The sequence below is a fragment of the Streptomyces sp. CA-179760 genome (genome assembly GCF_050937045.1).
Lineage (GTDB): Bacteria > Actinomycetota > Actinomycetes > Streptomycetales > Streptomycetaceae > Streptomyces.
In genome coordinates, this window is record NZ_JBNJLZ010000001.1 from 5,701,193 (window position 1) to 5,725,001 (window position 23,809).

Genomic DNA, 23,809 nt, shown 5'->3' on the forward strand with positions numbered 1-23,809 from the left:
GGGGCCTTTAGTCATGGGACTCGAAGAAAAGCTGCCGAGCGGATTCCTGCTGACCACCGTCGAGCAGGCCGCGGGCTGGGTGCGCAAGTCGTCCGTCTTCCCTGCCACGTTCGGCCTCGCCTGCTGTGCCATCGAGATGATGACCACCGGCGCCGGCCGCTACGACCTGGCGCGCTTCGGCATGGAGGTCTTCCGGGGCTCGCCGCGGCAGGCGGACCTGATGATCGTCGCCGGCCGGGTCAGCCAGAAGATGGCGCCGGTGCTCAGGCAGGTCTACGACCAGATGCCGGACCCCAAGTGGGTGATCTCCATGGGGGTCTGCGCCTCCTCGGGCGGCATGTTCAACAACTACGCCATCGTCCAGGGCGTCGACCACATCGTGCCGGTCGACATCTACCTCCCCGGCTGCCCGCCACGGCCGGAGATGCTGCTGGACGCCATCCTCAAGCTCCACCAGAAGATCCAGACCTCCAAGCTCGGCGTGAACGCCGAGGAGGCGGCCCGCGAGGCGGAGGAGGCGGCGCTCAAGGCCCTGCCCACGATCGAGATGAAGGGGCTGCTGCGATGAGCGACGCGAACAGCACGGGCGGCGCCAACCCCGAGAAGGACCTGTCGGCCTCCAACCTCCCCGGCCAGCGCGGCCAGGGCGGCGAGGAGATCCGCGTCCAGCGCGGCATGTTCGGCGCGAACAACGGCGGCGACACCTCCGGCTACGGCGGCCTGGTCCGCTCGGTCCGGCTCCCCGGGCCGGCGACCCGCCCTTACGGAGGCTGGTTCGACGAGGTGGCGGACGAGCTGGAGGGAGCCCTGGAGGAACAGGACCTGCTCCCCGAGAACGTCATCGAGAAGACGGTCGTCGACCGCGACGAGCTGACCTTCCACATCGAGCGCGAGCACCTGGTCCGCGTCGCCCGCACCCTGCGCGACGACCCGGCCCTGCGCTTCGAGCTGTGCACCGGCGTCAGCGGCGTCCACTACCCGAACGACAAGGGCCGCGAGCTGCACGCCGTCTACCACCTGCGCTCGATCACCCACAACAGGCTGATCCGCCTGGAGGTCAGCGCCCCCGACAGCGACCCGCACATCCCGTCGCTGTTCTCCGTCTATCCGACGAACGACTGGCACGAGCGCGAGACGTACGACTTCTTCGGCATCGTCTTCGACGGTCACCCGGCCCTGACGCGGATCATGATGCCGGACGACTGGCAGGGCTTCCCGCAGCGCAAGGACTACTCCCTCGGCGGCATCCCCGTCGAGTACAAGGGCGCCCAGATCCCGGCTCCGGACCAGCGGAGGTCGTACTCATGAGCACTTCGCACGCCTCCCCTCGCGAGACCACCGAGGGCACCGTCTACACCGTCACCGGCGGCGACTGGGACGAGGTCGTCGAGTCGGCGGCCCGCGCCGACGACGAGCGCATCGTCGTCAACATGGGCCCGCAGCACCCGTCCACGCACGGTGTGCTCCGCCTGATCCTGGAGATCGACGGCGAGACCGTCACCGAGGCCCGCTGCGGCATCGGCTACCTGCACACCGGCATCGAGAAGAACCTCGAGTACCGGACGTGGACGCAGGGCACGACGTTCGTGACGCGCATGGACTACCTGACGCCGTTCTTCAACGAGACGGCGTACTGCCTCGGCGTCGAGAAGCTCCTCGGCATCGAGGACCAGATCCCGGACCGGGCCTCGATCATCCGCGTGCTCCTGATGGAGCTGAACCGGCTCTCCTCGCACCTGGTGTGCATCGCCACCGGTGGCATGGAGCTGGGCGCCACCACGGTCATGATCTACGGATTCCGTGATCGTGAACTCATTCTCGATATCTACGAGCTGATCACCGGCCTGCGGATGAACCACGCGTACATCCGCCCCGGGGGACTCGCCCAGGACCTGCCGCCCGGCGCGGTGGACCAGATCCGCGAGTTCGTGAAGAAGATGAAGAAGAACCTCCCGGAGTACGACAAGCTCGCCACCGGGAACCCCATCTTCAAGGCCCGCATGCAGGACGTCGGCTATCTGGACCTGGCCGGCTGCATGGCCCTCGGCGCGACGGGCCCGATCCTGCGCTCCACCGGCCTGCCGCACGACCTGCGCAAGACGCAGCCCTACTGCGGCTACGAGACGTACGACTTCGACGTCCCGACCGCCGACACCTGCGACTCCTACGGCCGCTTCCTGATCCGCCTCGAAGAGATGCGCCAGTCCCTGCGGATCGTCGAACAGTGCCTGGACCGGCTGCAGCCCGGCCCGGTCATGGTCGCCGACAAGAAGATCGCCTGGCCCGCTCAGCTCGCCCTCGGGCCCGACGGCCTCGGCAACTCCCTCGACCACATCAAGAAGATCATGGGCACGTCCATGGAAGCCCTGATCCACCACTTCAAGCTGGTCACCGAGGGCTTCCGCGTGCCGCCGGGACAGGCGTACGCGGCGGTCGAGTCACCCAAGGGCGAACTCGGGGTGCACGTCGTGTCCGACGGCGGCACCCGCCCCTACCGGGTCCACTTCCGCGACCCGTCCTTCACCAACCTGCAGGCCATGGCGGCGATGTGCGAGGGCGGCCAGGTCGCCGACGTCATCGTCGCCGTCGCGTCCATCGACCCCGTGATGGGAGGCGTCGACCGGTGACCACCTCATCTTCCGAGCGGGGCGTCAGCCTGGGCATGCCCGAACTGCCCGCGCCCGCCTACCCGGACGACGTCCGGGCCCGTCTGGAGACGGACGCGCGCGAGGTCATCGCCCGCTACCCGGACTCCCGGTCCGCCCTCCTGCCGTTGCTGCACCTCGTGCAGTCGGAGGAGGGACACGTCACGCGCACGGGCATGCGGTTCTGCGCGGACATCCTCGGCCTGACCACGGCCGAGGTCACCGCGGTCGCCACCTTCTACTCCATGTACCGGCGCCGGCCGAGCGGTGACTACCAGGTCGGGGTGTGCACCAACACCCTGTGCGCGGTCATGGGCGGAGACGCGATCTTCGAGGAGCTCCAGGAGCATCTCGGCGTCGGCAACGGCGAGACCACCGGCGACGGCAAGGTCACCCTGGAGCACATCGAGTGCAACGCGGCCTGCGACTTCGCGCCGGTCGTGATGGTCAACTGGGAGTTCTTCGACAACCAGACCCCGGCCAGCGCCAAGGGCCTCGTCGACGACCTGCGCGCGGGACGGCCGGTCACGCCCACCCGCGGCGCCCGTATGTGCACCTTCAAGGAGACCGCCCGGATCCTGGCCGGCTTCCCCGACGAGCGGGACGGTGCCGTGGAGTCCGGCGGAAGCGCGGGACCCGCCTCCCTGATCGGTCTGAAGCTCGCCAAGGGGGAGACCTCTCCCGCCCGCGTGGTGCACCCGCGCGGTGAGGCGGCCCGGACCGAGGCACCGCACGAGCCGTCACCGACCGAGCACCTGAGCTCGCACGACGCGCCGCAGGACACATCGGCCTCCGACCCGGCCCACCCGGCCGGGCCCGCCGCCGAGGAGGGGGAGTGATGACCTTGGCACCCGAGCTGAAAGACATGAGCCCCGAGAAGCTGCTCGCACCGGTGCTGTCGGCCTTCTGGGACGAGGACAAGTCCTGGACGCTGGACGTGTACCGAAGGCACGACGGCTACGAAGGGCTTCGCAAGGCGCTCGCCATGTCGCCGGACGACGTGATCGCGTACGTCAAGGAGTCCGGTCTGCGCGGGCGCGGCGGCGCGGGCTTCCCCACCGGGATGAAGTGGCAGTTCATTCCGCAGGGGGACGGAAAGCCGCACTATCTGGTTGTCAACGCCGACGAGTCGGAGCCCGGGACGTGCAAGGACATCCCGCTCCTCTTCGCGAACCCGCACAGCCTCATCGAGGGCATGATCATCGCGTGCTACGCCATCAGGTCTTCGCATGCCTTCATCTATCTGCGTGGTGAAGTCGTCCCGGTGCTGCGGCGGTTGCACTCCGCTGTGCGCGAGGCGTACGAGGCGGGCTTCCTGGGCGAGAACATCCAGGGCAGCGGACTCGACCTCGACATCACCGTGCACGCGGGCGCGGGCGCGTACATCTGCGGTGAGGAGACCGCGCTGCTCGACTCGCTCGAAGGCCGCCGGGGCCAACCGCGGCTTCGTCCCCCCTTCCCCGCTGTCGCGGGCCTCTACGCGTGCCCGACTGTGGTGAACAACGTCGAGTCGATCGCGTCGGTTCCCGCGATCATGAGTCGGGGCAAGGACTGGTTCCGGTCGATGGGAAGTGAGAAGTCGCCAGGCTTCACGCTCTACTCCCTGTCCGGCCATGTCGCGGGCCCCGGCCAGTACGAGGCGCCGCTCGGGATCACGCTCCGCCAGCTCCTCGACATGAGCGGCGGCATGCGCCCCGGGCACCGCCTCAAGTTCTGGACGCCGGGGGCTCCTCGACCCCGATGTTCACCGACGAGCATCTCGACGTCCCTCTTGATTACGAAGGAGTGGGCGCCGCGGGTTCCATGCTCGGCACAAAAGCTCTCCAGTGCTTCGACGAGACGACCTGTGTGGTGCGGGCCGTCACGCGCTGGACCGAGTTCTACGCCCACGAGTCCTGCGGCAAGTGCACGCCCTGCCGCGAAGGCACCTACTGGCTCGTGCAGTTGCTGCGCGACATCGAGGCCGGCAAGGGACAGATGTCCGACCTCGACAAGCTGAACGACATCGCCGACAACATCAACGGCAAGTCCTTCTGCGCCCTCGGCGACGGCGCCGCCTCGCCGATCTTCTCCTCGCTCAAGTACTTCCGCGAGGAGTACGAGCAGCACATCACGGGCCGGGGCTGCCCCTTCGACCCGGCGAAGTCGACGGCCTGGGCCGACCGCACGGAGGTGAACGCATGACCGTGACCACCAGCTCTCCCTCCGGCGGGGGAGAAGCGGCGGTCCCGCCGGAGGACCTCGTGTCGCTGACGATCGACGGCGCCGAGATCAGCGTGCCCAAGGGCACCCTGGTCATCCGGGCCGCCGAACAGCTCGGCATCGAGATCCCCCGGTTCTGCGACCACCCGCTCCTCGATCCGGCCGGCGCCTGCCGCCAGTGCATCGTCGAGGTCGAGGGCCAGCGCAAGCCCATGGCGTCCTGCACCATCACCTGCACCGACGGGATGGTGGTGAAGACCCACCTCACCTCGCCGGTCGCGGAGAAGGCGCAGAAGGGTGTGATGGAGCTCCTGCTCATCAACCACCCGCTGGACTGCCCGGTCTGCGACAAGGGCGGCGAGTGCCCGCTGCAGAACCAGGCCATGTCGCACGGCGAGGCCGACTCCCGCTTCGAGGGCCGCAAGCGCACCTACGAGAAGCCCGTGCCGATCTCCACGCAGGTGCTGCTCGACCGTGAGCGCTGCGTGCTGTGTGCCCGCTGCACCCGCTTCTCCAACCAGATCGCGGGCGACCCGATGATCGAGCTGGTCGAGCGGGGCGCGCTGCAGCAGGTCGGCACCGGCGAGGGCGACCCGTTCGAGTCGTACTTCTCCGGCAACACCATCCAGATCTGCCCGGTCGGCGCGCTGACCTCGGCGGCGTACCGATTCCGCTCCCGCCCCTTCGACCTGGTCTCCTCCCCGTCGGTCTGCGAGCACTGCTCGGGCGGCTGCGCGACGCGCACCGACCACCGGCGCGGCAAGGTCATGCGGCGGCTCGCCGCCGACGACCCCGAGGTCAACGAGGAGTGGATCTGCGACAAGGGGCGGTTCGGGTTCAGGTACGCGCAGCAGCGGGACCGGATCGAGACACCGCTCGTGCGCAACGCCGAGGGCGAGCTGGAAGCGGCCTCCTGGCCCGAGGCGCTGCAGATCGCGGCCCAGGGGCTGCTGGCCTCCCGGGGCCGCACCGGTGTCCTGACCGGAGGCCGGCTCACCATCGAGGACGCCTACGCGTACAGCAAGTTCGCGCGCGTGGCGCTCGACACCAACGACATCGACTTCCGCGCGCGCGTGCACAGCGGCGAGGAGGCCGACTTCCTCGCCGCCCAGGTAGCGGGCCGCGGCCGGGACCTCGACGGTACGGGCGTCACGTACACCGCGCTGGAGAAGGCGCCCGCCGTCCTGCTGGTCGGGTTCGAGGCGGAGGAGGAGGCGCCCGGCGTCTTCCTGCGGCTGCGCAAGGCCTGGCGGGGGCACGGGCAGCGGGTCTTCTCGCTGGCCACGCACGCCACCCGCGGCCTGGAGAAGGCCGGCGGCACGCTGCTGCCCGCGGCTCCCGGCACCGAGACCGAGTGGCTGGACGCGCTCGGCAGCGGCGTCGGCCTGGAGGACGAGGGCGCGACGGCTTCCGAGGCGCTGCGCGCCGAGGGCGCCGTGATCGTCGTCGGAGAGCGGCTGGCCGCGGTGGCGGGCGGACTCACCGCCGCCATGCGCACCGCTTCTGCGACCGGCGCCCGGCTGGTGTGGATCCCGCGCCGGGCCGGGGAACGCGGCGCGATCGAGGCGGGCGCGCTGCCGTCGCTGCTGCCGGGCGGACGCCCGGCCACCGACCCACGCGCGCGCGACGAGGTCGCCGGCGTCTGGGGCGTGGCCGGCCTCCCGCACCGCTACGGCCGCGACACCGGCGAGATCGTCGAGGCCGCCGCGACCGGCGAGCTGCAGGCGCTGCTGGTGGCGGGCGTGGAGATCGCCGATCTGCCCGACCCGGCACGCGCGCGTGAGGCGCTCGACGAGGTCGGCTTCCTGGTCTCCCTCGAACTGCGGCCCAGCGAGATCAGCCGCGAGGCGGATGTCGTCCTGCCCGTCGGCGCGGTCGCCGAGAAGGCCGGCGCCTTCCTCAACTGGGAAGGCCGGGTCCGCTTCTTCGAGGCCGCGCTCAAGCCCGACCAGATGACTCGCCGCCTCGCGCCCACCGACGCCCGCGTGCTGCAGATGCTCGCCGACGCCATGGACGTCCACCTCGGACTGCCGGATCTGCGCACCGTGCGCGCGGAGATCGACCGGCTCGGCGCCTGGGACGGCCCGCGGGCCGGCGAACCCTTGGAGACCGCGGCCGCGCTGCCCCGCCCGGCCGTCGGCGAGGCCGTCCTCGCCGGGCACCGGCTGCTGCTGGACCAGGGACTCCTCCAGCAGGGCGACGAGGCGCTCGCCGGAACCCGGCACGCCGCACGCGCGCGCCTGTCGGCCGCGACAGCCGCCGAGGCGGGCGTCAAGGACGGCGACCTCCTCGCGGTGACCGGCCCCCGGGGCGTCGCGGAACTCCCGCTCCAGATCAGTGAGATGCCCGACCGGGTGGTGTGGCTCCCGCTGAACTCCAGCGGCGGCGGCGTCGCCTCCGACACCGGGGCGCGGCCCGGCTCCCTCGTCCGCATCGGCCCGGCGACGCTCGCCGGCGAGGCCCCCAAGGAGGTGGAGGCATGAGCCCGTACCTCCTCGCCGCTGAAGACCTCTCGATGTTCGGCCGCGACCCGTGGTGGCTGGTCGTCATCAAGGCGGTGTTCTGCTTCGCCTTCCTGATGGTGACCGTGCTGATCTCCATCGTGATGGAGCGCAAGGTCGTCGCCTGGATGCAGCTGCGCGTCGGCCCCAACCGGCACGGCCCCTGGGGCATGCTCCAGTCGCTCGCCGACGGCATCAAGCTGATGCTCAAGGAAGACGTCATCGTCAAACGCGCGGACAAGGCGGTGTACGTCCTCGCGCCGGTCATCGCGGCCATCCCGGCCTTCATGGCGATCGCGGTGATCCCCTTCGGGCCGGCCGGCAACGAGATCTCGATCTTCGGCCAGCGCACCACGATGCAGCTCACCGATCTGCCGATCGCGATGCTCTACATCCTCGCGGTCGCCTCGGTCGGCATCTACGGCATCGTCCTCGCGGGCTGGAGCTCCGGCTCGACGTACCCGCTGCTGGGAGGCTTGCGCTCCTGCGCGCAGATGATCTCCTACGAGATCGCGATGGGCGCCGCCTTCGCCTCCGTGTTCCTCTACTCGGGGTCGATGTCGACGTCGACGATCGTCGAGCAGCAGGCCGACCGCTGGTACATCCTGCTGCTGCCGCTCTCCTTCATCCTCTACATCGTCACGATGGTCGGCGAGACCAACCGCGCCCCCTTCGACATGCCGGAGTCCGAGGGCGACCTGGTCGGCGGCTTCAACACCGAGTACTCGTCGATCAAGTTCGCGATGTTCATGCTCGCCGAGTACGTCAACATGGTGACGGTCTCGGCCGTCGCCGCCACGCTGTTCCTCGGCGGCTGGCGGGCCCCGTGGCCGATCAGCACCTTCTGGGAGGGCGCGAACCACGGCTGGTGGCCGATGCTCTGGTTCACGGTCAAGGTCCAGTTGCTGCTGTTCATGTTCATCTGGATCCGCGGCACGCTCCCGCGCGTCCGCTACGACCAGCTGATGAAGCTCGGCTGGAAGGTCCTCATCCCGGTCTCGCTGGTGTGGCTGATGCTCGTCGCCACCGTGCGCGCCCTGCGCAACGAGAACTACGACTTCGCCGACATCGTGCTCTACGTCGGCGGCGGCGTGCTGGCCCTGCTGGTGCTCTCCTTCGTCGTCGACATGTTCCGCGAGAAGTCCAAGCAGGCCGAGCGGCCGGCCGAGGCAGCCCCGGCGGCCTTCGACCCGATGGCGGGCGGATTCCCCGTGCCGCCGCTGCCCGGACAGGAGCTTCCACCGGCTCCCAGGCGCCGCTCGCGCCGTGAGCGGGAGCTGATTGTCAGTGGTGGACCCGATACTCAGAGTGACGAATCTGTGGGCGGATCTACGGATGGAAAGGAGGCGTCCGATGGCTGAGGAACCGAAGGACACCAAGCCCGGTTTTCAGAACCCGGTGGCCGGCTTCGGCGTGACCTTCAAGGCCATGTTCAAGAAGCGGCTGACCGAGCAGTACCCGGAGCAGCAGAAGACCACGGCTCCGCGCTTCCACGGACGGCACCAGCTCAACCGCCATCCGGACGGCCTGGAGAAGTGCGTCGGCTGCGAACTGTGCGCATGGGCCTGCCCCGCCGACGCCATCTATGTGGAGGGCGCGGACAACACCGACGAGGAGCGCTACTCGCCGGGCGAGCGGTACGGCCGCGTCTACCAGATCAACTACGCCCGCTGCATCCTGTGCGGCCTGTGCATCGAGGCGTGCCCCACGCGCGCGTTGACGATGACGAACGAGTTCGAGCTGGCCGACTCCAGCCGGGCCAACCTCATCTACACCAAGGAGCAGTTGCTCGCGGGTCTCGAGGACGGCATGGTCGACTCGCCCCACGCCATCTACCCGGGGACGGACGAGCAGGACTACTACCGGGGCCTGGTCACCGAGGCCGCGCCCGGCACGGAGCAGCAGGTCGCCCACTCCAAGGGCGAGGTCGTGCAGGAGGCCGACTCGACCTTCGGCGGGACCGAGCCGGCGTCGGAGAAGGTGATCGACCGATGACCGCCCAGCTCGCCGCCTACTCCACCTCCACCGGAGAGGCAGTCCAATTCTGGATCCTCGGCACGATCGCGGTGATCGGCGCCCTGTGCACCATCCTCATGAAGAGGGCCGTGCACAGCGCCCTCTGCCTCGCCGGGACCATGATCATCCTGGCGGTGTTCTACCTCGCCAACGGTGCCTACTTCCTGGGCGTCGTGCAGATCGTCGTCTACACCGGCGCGATCATGATGCTGTTCCTGTTCGTGGTGATGCTCGTCGGCGTGACCGCGGCGGACTCCCTGAAGGAGACCATCAAGGGCCAGCGCTGGCTGGCCCTGCTGTGCGGTCTCGGCTTCGGTGTCCTGCTGATCGGCGGCATCGGCAACGCCTCCCTCACGGAGTTCAACGGCATCGGCCAGGCGAACGCCGGGGGCAATGTGGAGGGCATCGCCGCCCTCATCTTCACCAAGTACGTCTTCGCGTTCGAGATCACCGGCGCCCTGCTCATCACGGCCGCCGTCGGCGCCATGGTGCTCACCCACCGCGAGCGCACCGAGCGTGCCAAGACGCAGCGGGAGCTCTCCGAGGAGCGGGTCCGCGCAGGCAATCAGCTTCCGCCCCTGCCGGCCCCCGGTGTCTACGCCCGGCACAACGCGGTCGACATCGCGGGCCTGCTCCCCGACGGCACACCCTCCGACCTCACCGTCAGCAAGACACTGCGCGAGCGCGGCCAGATCCGCGACGTGTCGCAGGAGGCGCTCAATGACCTGAAGGCCCTGGAACAGCGGGCCGAGGACCGTCTGGAGCGCGGGGCGATCGGGCCGGCGAAGTCCAAGCGGTCCGAGGAGGCGTCGAAGTGAACCCCGTCAACTACCTCTATCTCGCGGCCCTGTTGTTCACGATCGGCGCCACCGGCGTGCTGATCAGGCGCAACGCGATCGTCGTGTTCATGTGCATCGAGCTCATGCTCAACGCCTGCAACCTCGCGTTCGTCGCCTTCTCCCGGATGCACGGCAACCTCGACGGCCAGATCATCGCCTTCTTCACGATGGTCGTCGCCGCCGCCGAGGTCGTGGTCGGGCTCGCGATCATCGTGTCCCTGTTCCGTGCCCGCCACTCGGCCTCGGTCGACGACGCCAGCCTGATGAAGCTGTAAGGGGTCGGAAGAATCGTGGAGAACCTGATTGCGCTGCTGGTGGCGGCGCCCCTGCTCGGAGCGGCGGTCCTGCTGTGCGGCGGGCGGCGGCTGGACGCCGTCGGCCACTGGATCGGCACAGCCCTCGCCGCTTCCTCGTTCGTGCTCGGCCTGGTGCTGTTCGCCGACATGCTGGGCAAGGACCCGGACCACCGGGAGATGGGCCAGCACCTGTTCAGCTGGATCCCGGTCGAGGGCTTCCAGGCGGACGTCGCCTTCCAGCTCGACCAGCTGTCGATGACGTTCGTCCTGCTGATCTCGGGCGTCGGCTCGCTGATCCACCTCTACTCCGTCGGGTACATGGAGCACGACGAGCGGCGCCGCCGCTTCTTCGGCTATCTGAACCTGTTCCTCGCGGCGATGCTGCTGCTCGTCCTCGCCGACAACTACCTGCTGCTGTACGTCGGCTGGGAGGGCGTCGGTCTCGCCTCCTACCTGCTGATCGGCTTCTGGCAGCACAAGCCCAGCGCCGCCACGGCCGCGAAGAAGGCCTTCCTGGTCAACCGCGTCGGCGACATGGGCCTGTCCATCGCGATCATGCTGATGTTCCTGTGGTTCGGCACCTTCGCCTTCGGGCCGGTGCTCGGCAGCCACGAGGAGGCCGGGCTCGCCGGTGCCGCCGGTGAGGACAAGCTGACCGTCATCGCCCTGATGCTGCTGCTCGCGGCCTGCGGCAAGTCCGCCCAGGTGCCGCTGCAGTCCTGGCTCGGGGACGCGATGGAGGGCCCGACCCCGGTCTCGGCCCTCATCCACGCCGCGACGATGGTGACGGCAGGCGTGTACCTGATCGTCCGCTCCGCGGCCGTCTTCAACGGCGCCCCGGACGCCCAGTTGGTCGTCACCGTCGTCGGTGCCGTCACGCTCCTCTTCGGTGCGATCGTCGGTTGCGCGAAGGACGACATCAAGAAGGCACTGGCCGGCTCGACCATGTCGCAGATCGGCTACATGGTGCTCGCCGCGGGCCTCGGCCCCATCGGCTACGTCTTCGCGATCATGCACCTGGTGACGCACGGCTTCTTCAAGGCGGGGCTGTTCCTCGGCGCCGGTTCGGTCATGCACGGCATGAACGACGAGGTGGACATGAGGAAGTACGGCGGTCTCAGGAAGTACATGCCGGTCACCTTCGTCACCTTCGGCCTCGGCTATCTGGCGATCATCGGCTTCCCGGGCCTGTCCGGCTTCTTCTCCAAGGACATGATCATCGAGTCGGCGTTCGCCAAGGGCGGCACCGAGGGCTGGATCCTCGGCGGGGTGGCCCTGCTGGGCGCGGCCATCACGGCGTTCTACATGACGCGCGTGATGCTGATGACCTTCTTCGGCGAGAAGCGCTGGCAGCCCGACGAGAAGGGCAACGAACCGCATCCGCACGAGTCGCCCAAGGTCATGACGATCCCGATGATCGTGCTGGCCGTCGGGTCGGTGGCCGCCGGTGGGTTCTTCAGCATCGGCGACCGCTTCGTGCACTGGCTGGAGCCGATCACCGGGCACAGCCACGGCGACTCGCCGCTCAGCGCCGCCGCGGTCACCGGCGCGACCGTCACCTGCATGGTCATCGGCGTCGCCCTCGCCTGGGCGCAGTACGGACGGCGCCCGGTCCCGGCCGTCGCCCCGCGCGGGTCGCTGCTCACCCGGGCCGCCCGGCGTGACCTCCTCCAGGACGACTTCAACCACGTCGTCCTGGTCCGCGGCGGCGAACACCTCACGCGGTCCCTGGTCTACGTCGACCACACCCTGGTCGACGGCGTCGTCAACGGCACGGCGGCCTCGGTCGGCGGCCTCTCCGGGCGGATGCGCAAGCTGCAGAACGGCTTCGCCCGCTCCTACGCGGTCTCGATGTTCGGGGGTGCGGCGGTCCTGGTCGCCGTGACCCTGCTGATGAGGGCGGTCTGATACCGATGTCCTTTCCTCTGCTGACAGTGACAGCGGCGCTCCCGGCCGTCGGGGCGATCGCCACGGCCGCCGTACCGGCCGCGCGGCGCACCGTCGCCAAATGGCTGGCGCTGCTCTTCTCGCTCGCCACACTCGTCCTGGCGATCGCCGTCCTGGTGCGCTTCGACCCGGACGGCGACCGCTACCAGCTCACCGAGTCACACTCCTGGATCGCCGACTTCGGCGTCCGCTACGAACTGGGCGTGGACGGCATCGCGGTGGCGCTGATCGCGCTCACGGCACTGCTGATCCCGTTCATCATCCTCGCGGGCTGGCACGACGCCGACCCGCTGGAGACCGGCAGCAGCCGGTGGCGGCCGACGCAGGGCTTCTTCGCCCTGATCCTGGCCGTCGAGGCGATGGTGATCATCTCCTTCGAGGCCACCGACGTCTTCCTCTTCTACATCTTCTTCGAAGCCATGCTGATCCCGATGTACTTCCTCATCGGCGGCTTCGGGGACCGTGCCCACGAGCACGGTGAGAAGGTGGCGGCGACGCAACGTTCGTACGCGGCGGTGAAGTTCCTGCTCTACAACCTGGTCGGCGGCCTGATCATGCTGGCCGCGGTGATCGGCCTGTACGTGGTCGCCGGGAACTTCTCGCTCACGGAGATCGCCGAGGCCCGGGCCAACGGCTCGCTCGACATGGCGACCCACACCGAACGGTGGCTGTTCCTGGGCTTCTTCTTCGCCTTCGCGGTGAAGGCGCCGCTGTGGCCGCTGCACACCTGGCTGCCCAACGCGATGCAGGAGTCCACCGCCCCGGTCGCCGTGCTCATCACGGCCGTCGTCGACAAGGTCGGCACCTTCGCGATGCTCCGCTTCTGCCTCCAGCTCTTCCCGGAGGCGAGCAAGTGGGCGACGCCCGCGATCCTCGTGCTGGCGCTCATCAGCATCATCTACGGCGCCCTGCTCGCGGTCGGCCAGCGCGACATCAAGCGGCTGGTGGCGTACGCGTCGATCTCCCACTTCGGCTTCATCATCATGGGCATCTTCGCGATGACCAGCCAGGGTCAGTCCGGGGCGACGCTCTACATGGTCAACCACGGCATCTCGACCGCCGCGCTGATGCTGGTGGCGGGCTTCCTGATCTCCCGGCGCGGCTCGCGGCTCATCGCCGACTACGGCGGAGTGCAGAAGGTCGCGCCGGTGCTCGCCGGCACGTTCCTGATCGGCGGCCTCGCGACCCTGTCGCTGCCGGGCCTCGCACCGTTCGTCAGCGAGTTCCTGGTCCTGGTGGGCACGTTCACGCGGTACCCGGTGGTCGGCATCATCGCCACCTTCGGCATCGTCCTGGCCGCGCTCTACACCCTCGTCCTCTACCAGCGGACGATGACGGGCCCGGTGAAACCCGAGCTCGCGAAGATGCCGGACCTCAGGGTGCGTGAACTCGTGGTCGTCGCCCCGCTGGTCGTCCTGCTGATCTTCCTCGGCGTCTACCCGAAGCCCATCACGCAGATCATCGACCCGGCGGTCAAACAGACCATGTCCGACGTTCATCAGAAGGACCCCAAGCCCGAGGTGGAGGCGGCCAAGTGAGCGCAACAGCCGTCCACAGCCTGTGGACAACTGCGGCCGACCCGATCTCGAAGATCGACGCGCCGAAGATCGAATACGGGCAGCTCGCCCCCACCCTGATCATCGTCGGCGCGGCGATCGTCGGGATCCTGGTCGAGGCGTTCGTACCGCGCAAGTCCCGTTACTACGTCCAGATGTTCGTGTCCGTCGTAGCGATCGCCGCCGCCTTCGCGGCGGTCGTGGCGCTCGCGGCCGACGGGTACGGCACGACCAAGGCGCGTATCGCGGCGATGGGCGCCATCGCCGTCGACGGGCCGGCCCTCTTCCTTCAGGGCACGATCCTGCTGGCGGCCCTGGTCGGCCTGTTCACCTTCGCCGAGCGGCGGCTCGACCCGGAGGCGCACGGCAACCGCGTCGACTCCTTCGCCGCGCAGGCCGCGTCCGTGCCGGGCAGCGAGAGCGAGAAGGCCGCGGTCAAGGCCGGGTTCACCACCACCGAGGTGTTCCCGCTGCTGCTGTTCGCCGTCGCCGGCATGCTGGTTTTCCCGGCGGCCAACGACCTGCTGACGCTGTTCGTGGCCCTTGAGGTCCTCTCCCTCCCGCTGTACCTGCTGTGCGCGCTGGCCCGCCGCAAGCGGCTGATGTCGCAGGAGGCGGCGGTCAAGTACTTCCTGCTCGGCGCCTTCGCCTCGGCGTTCACCCTGTTCGGCATCGCGCTGCTCTACGGCTACGCGGGCTCGATGTCGTACGCGACGATCGCGCAGGTCGTCGACGGCACCGTGCAGGACGTCAACCCGGCGCTCGCCGGCACCATGGGCAACGACGCGCTGCTGCTGATCGGTGCCGCGCTGGTCGTGATGGGCCTGCTGTTCAAGGTGGGCGCGGTGCCGTTCCACATGTGGACGCCGGACGTGTACCAGGGCGCGCCGACGCCGGTGACCGGCTTCATGGCGGCGGCGACGAAGGTGGCGGCGTTCGGCGCGCTGCTGCGCCTGCTGTACGTCGTCCTGCCCGGCCTGCGCTGGGACTGGCGGCCGGTGATGTGGGCCGTGGCGATCATCACCATGCTGGGCGGTGCGATCGTCGCGATCACGCAGACCGACATCAAGCGACTGCTGGCGTACTCGTCGATCGCGCACGCCGGGTTCATCCTCGCGGGTGTCATCGCGACCACGCCGGACGGTGTGTCGTCGGTGCTGTTCTACCTGGCGGCTTACTCGTTCGTGACGATCGGCGCCTTCGCCGTGGTCACCCTCGTGAGGGACGCGGGCGGCGAGGCGACGCACCTGTCCAAGTGGGCGGGGCTCGGGCGCAGGTCTCCGCTGGTGGCGGCCGTGTTCGCGGTGTTCCTGCTGGCCTTCGCGGGCATCCCGCTGACCTCCGGGTTCGCCGGGAAGTTCGCCGTGTTCAAGGCGGCGGCGGAGGGCGGGGCCGCCCCGCTGGTCGTGGTCGGTGTGATCTCCTCGGCGATCGCGGCGTTCTTCTACATCCGCGTCATCGTGCTGATGTTCTTCAGCGAGCCGCGGCCGGAGGGCCCGACGGTGGCCGTGCCGTCGCCGCTGACGATGACGGCGATCGGGGTGGGCGTGGCGGTCACGCTGGTGCTCGGTGTGGCGCCGCAGTACTTCCTGGATCTGGCGGGTCAGGCAGGGGTGTTCGTGCGCTGACGCGGCGCTTGCCGTGACGAGGCTGCGGCCCGGCGTCCCTACTCGGGGTGCCGGGCCGTCGGCCTTGAGGGCCGGCGGTGAAGGAGGTGCTCGTCCAGCCTGTGGATAACTTCGGGGCTGTCGGTGCGGACCCCTATCGTGGAAGCAGTGGTCGAGGGACGACGTACGGGGGACAGGACGATGGGTGGGACGGGCGGTATCGCTGAGATGTCAGTGACGCAGAGCGAGGCGCTGGCCACGCTGCACCGGGTCTTCGGGTACGAGGCCTTCCGGGGCGAGCAGGAAGCGGTCATCGAGCACGTGGTCGCGGGCGGTGACTCCGTCGTGCTCATGCCGACCGGCGCCGGCAAGTCCCTGTGCTACCAGGTCCCGGCCCTGGTCAGGCCGGGCACGGGTGTCGTCGTCTCCCCTCTGATCGCCCTGATGCAGGACCAGGTCGACGCACTGCGGGCGCTGGGCGTGCGCGCCGGGTTCGTCAACTCCACGCAGGACTTCGACGAGCGTCGGGTGGTGGAGGCCGAGTTCCTCGCGGGCGAGCTGGACCTGCTGTACCTGGCGCCGGAGCGGCTGCGGCTGGAGAACACGCTCGATCTCCTCTCGCGCGGCAAGATCTCCGTGTTCGCGATCGACGAGGCGCACTGCGTCTCCCAGTGGGGCCACGACTTCCGGCCCGACTACCTGACGCTGTCGCTGCTCGGCGAGCGCTGGCCGGACGTGCCGCGGATCGCGCTCACCGCGACGGCCACGCGCGCCACGCACCAGGAGATCACCGAGCGGCTGAACATGCCGGCGGCCCGCCACTTCGTGGCGAGCTTCGACCGGCCCAACATCCAGTACCGGGTCGTGCCCAAGGCGGACCCGAAGAAGCAGCTGCTGAGCTTCCTGCGCGAGGAGCACGCGGGCGACGCGGGCATCGTCTACTGCCTGTCGCGCAACTCGGTCGACAAGACCGCCGAGTTCCTGAGCCGTAACGGCGTCGAGGCGGTGCCGTACCACGCGGGCCTGGACGCGGGCACGCGCGCGGCCCACCAGTCCCGCTTCCTGCGGGAGGACGGCCTGGTCGTGGTGGCGACCATCGCCTTCGGCATGGGCATCGACAAGCCGGACGTCCGCTTCGTCGCCCACCTCGATCTGCCCAAGTCGGTCGAGGGCTACTACCAGGAGACGGGCCGGGCCGGCCGTGACGGGCTGCCCTCCACGGCCTGGATGGCCTACGGGCTCAACGACGTCATACAGCAGCGCAAGCTGATCCAGTCCGGCGAGGGCGACGAGGCCTTCCGAAGGCGGGCCCAGTCCCACCTGGACTCGATGCTGGCGCTGTGCGAGACCGTCCAGTGCCGCCGGGGCCAGCTCCTCGCCTACTTCGGCCAGGACCCGGACCCGGCCGGCTGCGGCAACTGCGACACCTGCCTGACCCCGCCGGAGACCTGGGACGGCACGGTCGCGGCACAGAAGGTGCTGTCGACAGTGGTGCGGCTGCAGCGCGAGCGCGGCCAGAAGTTCGGCGCGGTGCAGATCGTCGACATCCTGCTGGGGAAGCGGACCGGCAAGGTCATCCAGTTCGATCACGACCAGCTGTCGGTGTTCGGCATCGGCGAGGAGCTGACCGAGGCCGAGTGGCGGGGCGTCATCCGTCAGCTGCTGGCCCAGGGGCTGCTCGCCGTGGAGGGCGAGTACGGCACGCTGGTGCTGACCGAGGGCAGCGGGACGGTGCTGCGGCGGGAGCAGGAGGTGCCGCTGCGCAAGGAGCCGAAGAAGCCGGTGACCTCCCGGTCGGGCTCCTCGTCGGCCTCGGGCTCCGGACGGGGCAAGAGCAAGGCGGCCGCCGCCGAGCTGCCCGAGGCACTGATGCCGGCCTTCGAGGCACTGCGCGCCTGGCGGGCCGAGCAGGCGCGCGAACAGGGCGTACCGGCCTACGTCATCTTCCACGACGCCACGCTGCGGGAGATCGCCACGCTCTGGCCAACGTCGGTGGCCGAGCTCGGCGGGATCGGCGGCGTGGGCGAGAAGAAGCTCGCGACGTACGGGGAGGGCGTGCTGGAGGTGCTTGCTTCACTGGGCGGGCAGCCCGGCCCGGCTCCGGCCCAGGCGCCCGACCGGGCTCCGGCCCAGTCGTCCGGCCCGCAGCTGGGCGGGCCGGACGACTGGCCCGAGATGACGGAGCCGGAACCCGACTGGATATGAGGCCGGGCTCCGGCCAGGTCACGCGACTCCGGGATACGGCCCGGTCACAGCGCCCGTGCCGCGTACGCCCTGACATCAGCGTCGGAGTCCGTCGTCGCCGTGGCGAGAGCCGCGTGGGCCTCCTCGGAGGCGCGGTGCCGGGTCAGGGCCAGGACGGCGGCCTTGCGGACATCGGCGTTGGCGTCCGCGAGGGCCTTGGCCAGGGCGGGGACTGCCACCTCCGGGTCGGCGACGGACAGGGCCGTGGCGGCCCCGCCCCGTACCTGCCAGGCCGACTCGGACAGGGCGGCCACGGCACGCGCGGTGAGGGGCGCCGGGCAGCCGGTGGTGCCCAGTGCCCCGTAGGCCGCAGCGCGCACCAGGGCGTCGGGGTCGTCGAGTAGGCCGGTGAGGGCCGCTTCGATCGAGCCGGCGGCGGAATCGGAGCCGGCCGGAAGGCCACCGGACAGCCGCTCGGCACCCACTGTGGCCAGTCCCTTGGCGATCGCCACCCGGACTTCGCGGGACGGATCGGCGACCGCCGCGCGGGCCAGTTCCTCGGCGGCGTCGACCGACACCAGAGCGCGTACGGCCTCGATACGGACGGCGATGTCGGTGTCGGTCACGGAGTCCGCGAACAGGACGGCGTCCCCGAGGCGCAGGGCACGCAGGACGTCCAGCGCGGCGGCGCGGACCACCGGGTCGGGCTCGGTCAGGGCGGCGGCCAGGCCGTCGCGCAGGTCGGGCTCGGGCGGGAGCGTCTCGACGAGTTCCCGCAGTGACGCGGCGGCGGCGGCCCGCACCTCGGCGGCGGTGTCGCGCAGGGCGGAGGCGAGGGCGCGGCCCGTTCCGGGCGGCAGCGTCTCGGTGAGTACGGCGACCGCCTCGCGCCGGACGGCGGGCGCGGGATCGGTCAGGTAGGGCTGAAGGGCGTCGAGTTCGGGCTCCTCATCGGCCAGGGCGACCAGTTCGAGGAGGCGGGCCGAGGACTGCTCGGGGGTGGGAGCGGGGGACGAGGACGGCGCGGTCCGCTGGGGCTGCTCAGCGTCAGCCTCAGCCCCGGCTCCTCCCGCCTGGCCAGCCACCGGTGCCACATCCCGCGGCCCCGCCATCGCCACGTCCTCGGCGTGGACCTCGCCGATGAGCCGGGACTGGCCTCCGACGGGGCTGAAGCCGTCGACCGGAACGAGATAGGGAGCCACGGGACGGGCCGTGAACCCCATCGCACCAGAGGGGGACTTGTGCAGATCGAGGTGGTGGAACCAGGACGCGTCGTCGCGCTGCGGGTGGTCGAGTCGGTCGTGGTAGAGGCCCCAGCGGGACTCCGTGCGGGCCAGGGAGGACCGGGCGGCCATCTCCGCGCAGTCGCGGATGAAGGTGACTTCCGCGCAGCGCATCAGTTCGTGCGCGGTGTGCGCGCCCATCTCGGCGATGTCGGCATGCATCCGCTCGAACGCCTCCAGGGCGAGCGACAGCCGGGCGCCGGACTTCGGCGGAGCCACGTAGTCGTTGACGAAGCGGCGCAGCTTGTACTCGACCTGGGGCTGCGGCGGGCCGCCGGGGTTGCGCAGCGGGCGGTAGATCAGCTCGTGCGCCTCCCGGAGCTGCTCGGCAGGCAACTCCCCCTCGTAGGGCGTGTACTGGGACGCGTCCGCGCCCGCGAGGTCGCCGTAGACGAACGCGCCGATCATGTAGTTGTGCGGCACACAGGCCAGGTCGCCGGCCGCGTACAGCCGGGGCACGGTCGTACGGGCGTGGTCGTCCACCCGGACGCCGGAGGCGGAGTGGCCGCCGCACAGGCCGATCTCGGAGATGTGCATCTCGATGTCGTGGGTGCGGTAGTCGTGGCCGCGGCCGGAGTGGAAGGTGCCGCGGGTCGGGCGTTCGGTCGAGTGGAGGATCGTCTCCAGGGCCGAGACCGACTCCTCGGGGAGGTGGCTCAGCTTCAGGTAGACCGGACCCCGGTCGGAGGCGACCTCCGCGGCGAACTCGGCCATCATCTGGCCCGACCAGTAGTCGGAGTCGACGAAGCGTTCGCCGTGCCGGTTGACCTGGTAGCCGCCGAAGGGGTTGGCGACATAGGCGCAGGCCGGGCCGTTGTAGTCCTTGATCAGCGGATTGATCTGGAAGCATTCGATGCCGGTGAGCTCGGCGCCCGCGTGGTAGGCCATGGCGTAGCCGTCGCCCGCGTTGGTGGGGTTCTCGTAGGTGCCGTACAGGTAGCCAGAGGCGGGCAGGCCGAGGCGGCCGCACGCGCCGGTCGCGAGGATCACCGCGCCCGCGCGGACCTGGACGAACTGCCCGGTACGGGTGTTGAAGCAAGCTGCCCCGACGGCGCGACCCTCGGCCGTGAGAACACGCACCGGCATCACCCGGTTCTCGATGCGGATCTTCTCCCGCATCTCGCGCCGCCGCAGCTGCCGGTACAGGACCTTCTTGACGTCCTTGCCCTCCGGCATCGGCAGCACGTAGGAGCCGGAGCGGTGGACCTGGCGGACCGCGTAGTCGCCGTGCTCGTCCTTCTCGAACTTCACACCGTACGACTCCAGCCGCTGCACCATGCCGAAGCCGCGGGTGGCGGTCTGGCGGACGGTGGACTGGTCGACGATGCCGTCATTGGCGCGGGTGATCTCGGCGACGTAGTCGTCGGGTTCGGCGCGGCCCGGGATGACCGCGTTGTTGACGCCGTCCATGCCCATGGCGAGCGCGCCGGAGTGGCGGACGTGGGCCTTCTCCAGCAGCAGCACGTTCGCGCCGTGCTCGGCGGCGGTCAGTGCCGCCATGGTGCCGGCGGTGCCACCGCCGATGACGAGGACGTCGCAGGTCAGTTCCTCGGCGTCGGCGAGGGACGGGACGGCCAGGGAGGTGTCCGCAGGGGGGTTCACGGAGGTGGTCACCGGGGTGCCTTTCACGTACCGAGCGAGGTGAGGACGTCGCGCCGCAGGGCCACGCGCGCCGGGTCGTCGTGCGCGTCCCGCTCGCGCGGGCGGGGCACGTCCCGTACGGCGACGAGGCCGCCCGCGCCGAGCAGGGCGACACGGTCGCCGAGGAACAGGGCCTCGTCCACGTCGTGGGTGACGAAGACGACGGTCGCGCCCGTGCCGTGCAGCACCTCCACCAGGAGGTCCTGCATGCCCGCGCGGGTCTGGGCGTCGAGCGCGCCGAACGGCTCGTCCATCAGGACGGCGCGCGGGCGTGCGGCCAGGGCGCGGGCCAGCTGGACGCGCTGGCGCTGCCCGCCGGAGACCCGGTGTGGCAACTGCCGTGCCTGCGCGCCGAGTCCGACCCGCTCCAGCCACGCCTGGGCCTGTTCCCGGCGCTCGGCGCGGGACACGCCGCTGATGGCGAGGGGCAGTTCGACGTTGGCGCGCAGGGTGCGCCAGGGGAGCAGTGCGTCCTCCTGGAAGACCAGGGCGCGGTCGGCACCGGGACCGGTCAGCGGCCGCCCGTCCTGGGCGATCTCCCCGGAGAGCGGCGACAGCAGGCCGGCCAGGGTGCGCAGGAGGGTCGACTTGCCGCAGCCGGACGGGCCGACGACGGTGAGGATCTCGCCGGGGGCGATGTCCAGGTCGACGTCGTCCAGGGCGGGTGCGCCGGGGCGGCCGAGGGAGGCGCCCGACAGAGTGAGCCGGGTGCCGCGCACCGGTGGCGCGGTGCCATCGGTCTCGGGCGAGGTGTCATCGGTCTCGGGCGAGGTACCCCGGACGGCCTCGGACGAGGTGTTCGGGACGGTGTCAGACGAGGTGCTCATCGCGTGCCTCCTCGGATGCGGGGCCGCCGGACACGGAGCCGCCGGATGCGGGGGCGGGTGCGGCCGGCGCGGGCTTCACGGACCGGGCGGGCCTGGGTGCCCGGGCGCCCGGGACGTAGGCGGTGCGCGGCAGCCAGCGGGTGAGGCGCCGGCCCAGCAGTTCCACGGCGGTGGAGGTGAGCCAGCCGAGCACGCCGATGGTGACCATGCCGACGAACACGCCCGGGTAGTCGACGACGGTGTAGTCCTGCCAGGTGCGGTAGCCCACTCCGTACTGGCCGGAGATCATCTCGGCGGAGATCACGCAGATCCAGGACACGCCGATGCCGACGGACAGGCCGCCGAACACGCCGGGCAGCGCGCCCGGCAGGACGACGGAGCCGAGGATCCGCCACCGGCCGCCGCCCATGGTGCGCACCGCCTCCTCCCACATGGGGGTCAGGGCGCGCACCGCGTGCCGGGTGGAGACCAGGACCGGGAAGAACGCGGCGGTGCAGGTGATGAAGACGATGCCCTGTTCGTTGGAGGGGAAGAGCAGGATCGCCACGGGCACGAGCGCGATGGCCGGGATCGGGCGGATCACCTCCAGCACCGGGCCGAGCAGGTCCTCGGCGAGCCGCGAGCGCGCCACGAGCACGCCCGTGGCCACGCCCAGGACGGCGGCCAGCAGGAAGCCCGTGAGGATCCGGGTGAGGCTGTCGGTCAGGTCGGTCCAGTAGTCCGGCCCGGACAGCCGGGCGGCGAAGGCCCGGGCCACGTCGGTGACCGTCGGGAACTGCGAGAAACGCAGCCACAGGTCGACGTTCAGGCTGGTCAGCGTCTGCCACAGGCCGAGGGCGACGGCCAGGGAGGCCACACGGAGCGCATAGCGCCTCACGATGCCCGCTCCAGAGCGTCGGCGTAGGAGACGACCCGCGCTCCGCCGTGCCCGGCGACGTAAGCCCGCGCGGTCTCGGGTGCGACGAAGGGCAGCAGCTTGGAGCCGTCGGCCACCCACACGGCCTTGTCGGCGAACCACGCGGTGCCGGTGGTGGTGTCGGGGACGTAGGCGGCGCGGAGATCGTCGCGGTGTCCGGCCACGTATTTCAGCAGCTGAGTGGGGGAGGTGAAGGTGACGGTCTTCGAGGCGCCCTTGGGCCAGGCCTCGCTCGCGGCCGGTGCGGGCTTCGTGGCGAGCTGCCTGGCGTACGCCGTCGAACCGAGGGCCTTCTTCACGTACTGGTCGTCGACGAAGGAATCGACGTCCACGTCGCCCGTGAGCTTCGCCGACTTGAGGATCGAGACGTCCTTCTTCAGGGCGGAGACGAGCTGGGGCTTGATCGCCGGGTCGAAGGTGGCGATGCCGTGAGCGCCGTTGTAGAGGTAGACGACCTCGGCGGGCAGGCCGGTCGCCTTCGCTACCTTCTCGGCCGCGTCCACCGGATGGTCGTTCAGATAGTCCGTCGCCTCCGCCTGCGCCTTCAGGAAGGCGTCCAGCACGGCGGGCCGCTCCTTGGCGAAGTCCTCGCGGGCGGTGACGCCGTGGAAGGTGGGCAGGTTGAGCCGGGCCCCGTCGTACAGGGGCTTGGCCTTGCCCTGGTAGGCGAGCAGGCCCGGCCAGGCGACGAACTGGGACAGGGCGTCCGCGCTGCCCGCGGTGAGGGCGGAGGCGCCGACGGAGGGCTGCTGGTTGAGCTTCTCGATGCCACTGTTCGGGTCGATGCCGGCGCGCTGCAGAGCCCGCACGAGGGTGCCGTCGGCGGCCGAGCCGACGCTCGTGGAGACCTTCTTGCCCTTCAGGTCCTTCAGGGTGGCGAGCTTGGAGCCGGGCGCGGTGACGATGGTGTTGAGGCCGCCGCGGAGGTTGTAGCCGGTGACCGAGACCAGGCGGGTGGGGCTGTTCAGCTGCTTGCCGCGGGCGGCATTGATGAGCAGGGGGAAGTCGCCCATCGAGCCGATGTCGATCTTCCCGGCGGTCATCTGGGCGGTGATGGGGGCGCCGGTGGCGTAGTCCTGCCAGTCGACCTTGTAGGTGATGCCGTCGTGGCGGGCGTTGAGCTGTTTCTCGAAGTAGCCGAGGGAGCGGAGCAGGGTGCCCGCCGTGACGGTGTTGATCGTCCTGGACTGGTAGCCGACGGTGACGGTGACCGTGGAGCCGCTGCCGGCCTCGGCGTCACCGCCGCAGGCGCTGAGCGGGAGCAGGAGGACGACGGCGGACACCGCGACCGCCGTGCGTTTGAGGGTGGTTCGGGACGTGCTGGTTCGGGACATGACGGTTCGGGCCTC

General features: G+C 70.3%; 17 protein-coding genes and 1 pseudogene. 14 read left to right on the forward strand and 4 right to left on the reverse strand.

Annotation, left to right across the window (positions count from 1 at the left end):
• Nucleotides 1-13: 13 nt before the first annotated feature.
• From ACQEV8_RS25960 to recQ, 14 genes and pseudogenes are all read left to right on the forward strand, one after another.
• Nucleotides 14-568, forward strand: a complete 555-nt coding sequence (locus tag ACQEV8_RS25960) for a NuoB/complex I 20 kDa subunit family protein (protein WP_432964591.1) — start codon at nt 14-16, stop codon at nt 566-568.
• Nucleotides 565-1,308, forward strand: a complete 744-nt coding sequence (locus ACQEV8_RS25965) for an NADH-quinone oxidoreductase subunit C (protein ID WP_432964594.1) — start codon at nt 565-567, stop codon at nt 1,306-1,308. Before ACQEV8_RS25960 ends, ACQEV8_RS25965 begins: the two co-directional genes overlap by 4 nt.
• Nucleotides 1,305-2,627 (forward strand): NADH-quinone oxidoreductase subunit D, encoded by a 1,323-nt coding sequence (locus tag ACQEV8_RS25970; RefSeq protein WP_432964597.1) that lies wholly within the window; start codon nt 1,305-1,307, stop codon nt 2,625-2,627. Before ACQEV8_RS25965 ends, ACQEV8_RS25970 begins: the two co-directional genes overlap by 4 nt.
• A complete protein-coding gene (nuoE, locus tag ACQEV8_RS25975) occupies nt 2,624-3,484 on the forward strand; it encodes an NADH-quinone oxidoreductase subunit NuoE (RefSeq protein WP_432964600.1) in 861 nt (286 codons plus the stop codon). The genes ACQEV8_RS25970 and nuoE overlap by 4 nt, the downstream gene beginning before the upstream one ends.
• Nucleotides 3,484-4,829, forward strand: a pseudogene (gene nuoF, locus ACQEV8_RS25980) (NADH-quinone oxidoreductase subunit NuoF). The gene nuoE and the pseudogene nuoF overlap by 1 nt, the downstream one beginning before the upstream one ends.
• Nucleotides 4,826-7,330, forward strand: coding sequence for an NADH-quinone oxidoreductase subunit G (locus ACQEV8_RS25985; protein ID WP_432964603.1), 2,505 nt, complete (start codon nt 4,826-4,828; stop codon nt 7,328-7,330). The pseudogene nuoF and the gene ACQEV8_RS25985 overlap by 4 nt, the downstream one beginning before the upstream one ends.
• Nucleotides 7,327-8,709, forward strand: a complete 1,383-nt coding sequence (gene nuoH / locus ACQEV8_RS25990) for an NADH-quinone oxidoreductase subunit NuoH (RefSeq protein WP_432964606.1) — start codon at nt 7,327-7,329, stop codon at nt 8,707-8,709. The genes ACQEV8_RS25985 and nuoH overlap by 4 nt, the downstream gene beginning before the upstream one ends.
• A complete protein-coding gene (gene nuoI / locus ACQEV8_RS25995) occupies nt 8,702-9,343 on the forward strand; it encodes an NADH-quinone oxidoreductase subunit NuoI (protein ID WP_432964609.1) in 642 nt (213 codons plus the stop codon). The genes nuoH and nuoI overlap by 8 nt, the downstream gene beginning before the upstream one ends.
• Nucleotides 9,340-10,182: an NADH-quinone oxidoreductase subunit J gene (locus ACQEV8_RS26000; protein ID WP_432964612.1), complete on the forward strand. Its 843-nt coding sequence runs from the start codon at nt 9,340-9,342 to the stop codon at nt 10,180-10,182. The genes nuoI and ACQEV8_RS26000 overlap by 4 nt, the downstream gene beginning before the upstream one ends.
• Nucleotides 10,179-10,478: an NADH-quinone oxidoreductase subunit NuoK gene (gene nuoK / locus ACQEV8_RS26005; RefSeq protein WP_003992252.1), complete on the forward strand. Its 300-nt coding sequence runs from the start codon at nt 10,179-10,181 to the stop codon at nt 10,476-10,478. Before ACQEV8_RS26000 ends, nuoK begins: the two co-directional genes overlap by 4 nt.
• Nucleotides 10,479-10,493: 15 nt before the next feature.
• Nucleotides 10,494-12,407 (forward strand): NADH-quinone oxidoreductase subunit L, encoded by a 1,914-nt coding sequence (gene nuoL / locus ACQEV8_RS26010; protein WP_432964616.1) that lies wholly within the window; start codon nt 10,494-10,496, stop codon nt 12,405-12,407.
• Between the two features lie 5 nt (nt 12,408-12,412).
• Entirely contained in the window at nt 12,413-13,984 is a 1,572-nt protein-coding gene (locus ACQEV8_RS26015; RefSeq protein ID WP_432964619.1) for an NADH-quinone oxidoreductase subunit M, read from the forward strand.
• Nucleotides 13,981-15,630 carry an NADH-quinone oxidoreductase subunit NuoN gene (nuoN, locus tag ACQEV8_RS26020; RefSeq protein WP_432964622.1) on the forward strand — a complete coding sequence of 550 codons (1,650 nt, stop codon included), beginning with the start codon at nt 13,981-13,983 and terminating at the stop codon, nt 15,628-15,630. The genes ACQEV8_RS26015 and nuoN overlap by 4 nt, the downstream gene beginning before the upstream one ends.
• Nucleotides 15,631-15,810: 180 nt before the next feature.
• Nucleotides 15,811-17,814, forward strand: a complete 2,004-nt coding sequence (gene recQ, locus ACQEV8_RS26025) for a DNA helicase RecQ (protein WP_432964625.1) — start codon at nt 15,811-15,813, stop codon at nt 17,812-17,814.
• 44 nt (nt 17,815-17,858) lie between these two features.
• On the opposite strand, the gene ACQEV8_RS26030 is transcribed toward recQ, so the two are convergent.
• From ACQEV8_RS26030 to ACQEV8_RS26045, 4 genes are read right to left on the reverse strand one after another with little or no spacing between them, the layout of a single operon-like run.
• Nucleotides 17,859-20,690, reverse strand: coding sequence for a fumarate reductase/succinate dehydrogenase flavoprotein subunit (locus ACQEV8_RS26030; RefSeq protein WP_432964628.1), 2,832 nt, complete (start codon nt 20,688-20,690; stop codon nt 17,859-17,861).
• Nucleotides 20,691-20,701: 11 nt separating this feature from the next.
• Nucleotides 20,702-21,544 (reverse strand): ABC transporter ATP-binding protein, encoded by an 843-nt coding sequence (locus ACQEV8_RS26035; RefSeq protein WP_432964631.1) that lies wholly within the window; start codon nt 21,542-21,544, stop codon nt 20,702-20,704.
• Complete coding sequence (locus ACQEV8_RS26040; protein WP_432964634.1) at nt 21,528-22,421, reverse strand: ABC transporter permease; 894 nt, start codon at nt 22,419-22,421, stop codon at nt 21,528-21,530. The genes ACQEV8_RS26035 and ACQEV8_RS26040 overlap by 17 nt, the downstream gene beginning before the upstream one ends.
• Nucleotides 22,418-23,794 carry an ABC transporter substrate-binding protein gene (locus ACQEV8_RS26045; RefSeq protein WP_432964637.1) on the reverse strand — a complete coding sequence of 459 codons (1,377 nt, stop codon included), beginning with the start codon at nt 23,792-23,794 and terminating at the stop codon, nt 22,418-22,420. The genes ACQEV8_RS26040 and ACQEV8_RS26045 overlap by 4 nt, the downstream gene beginning before the upstream one ends.
• Between the last annotated feature and the right edge of the window lie 15 nt (nt 23,795-23,809).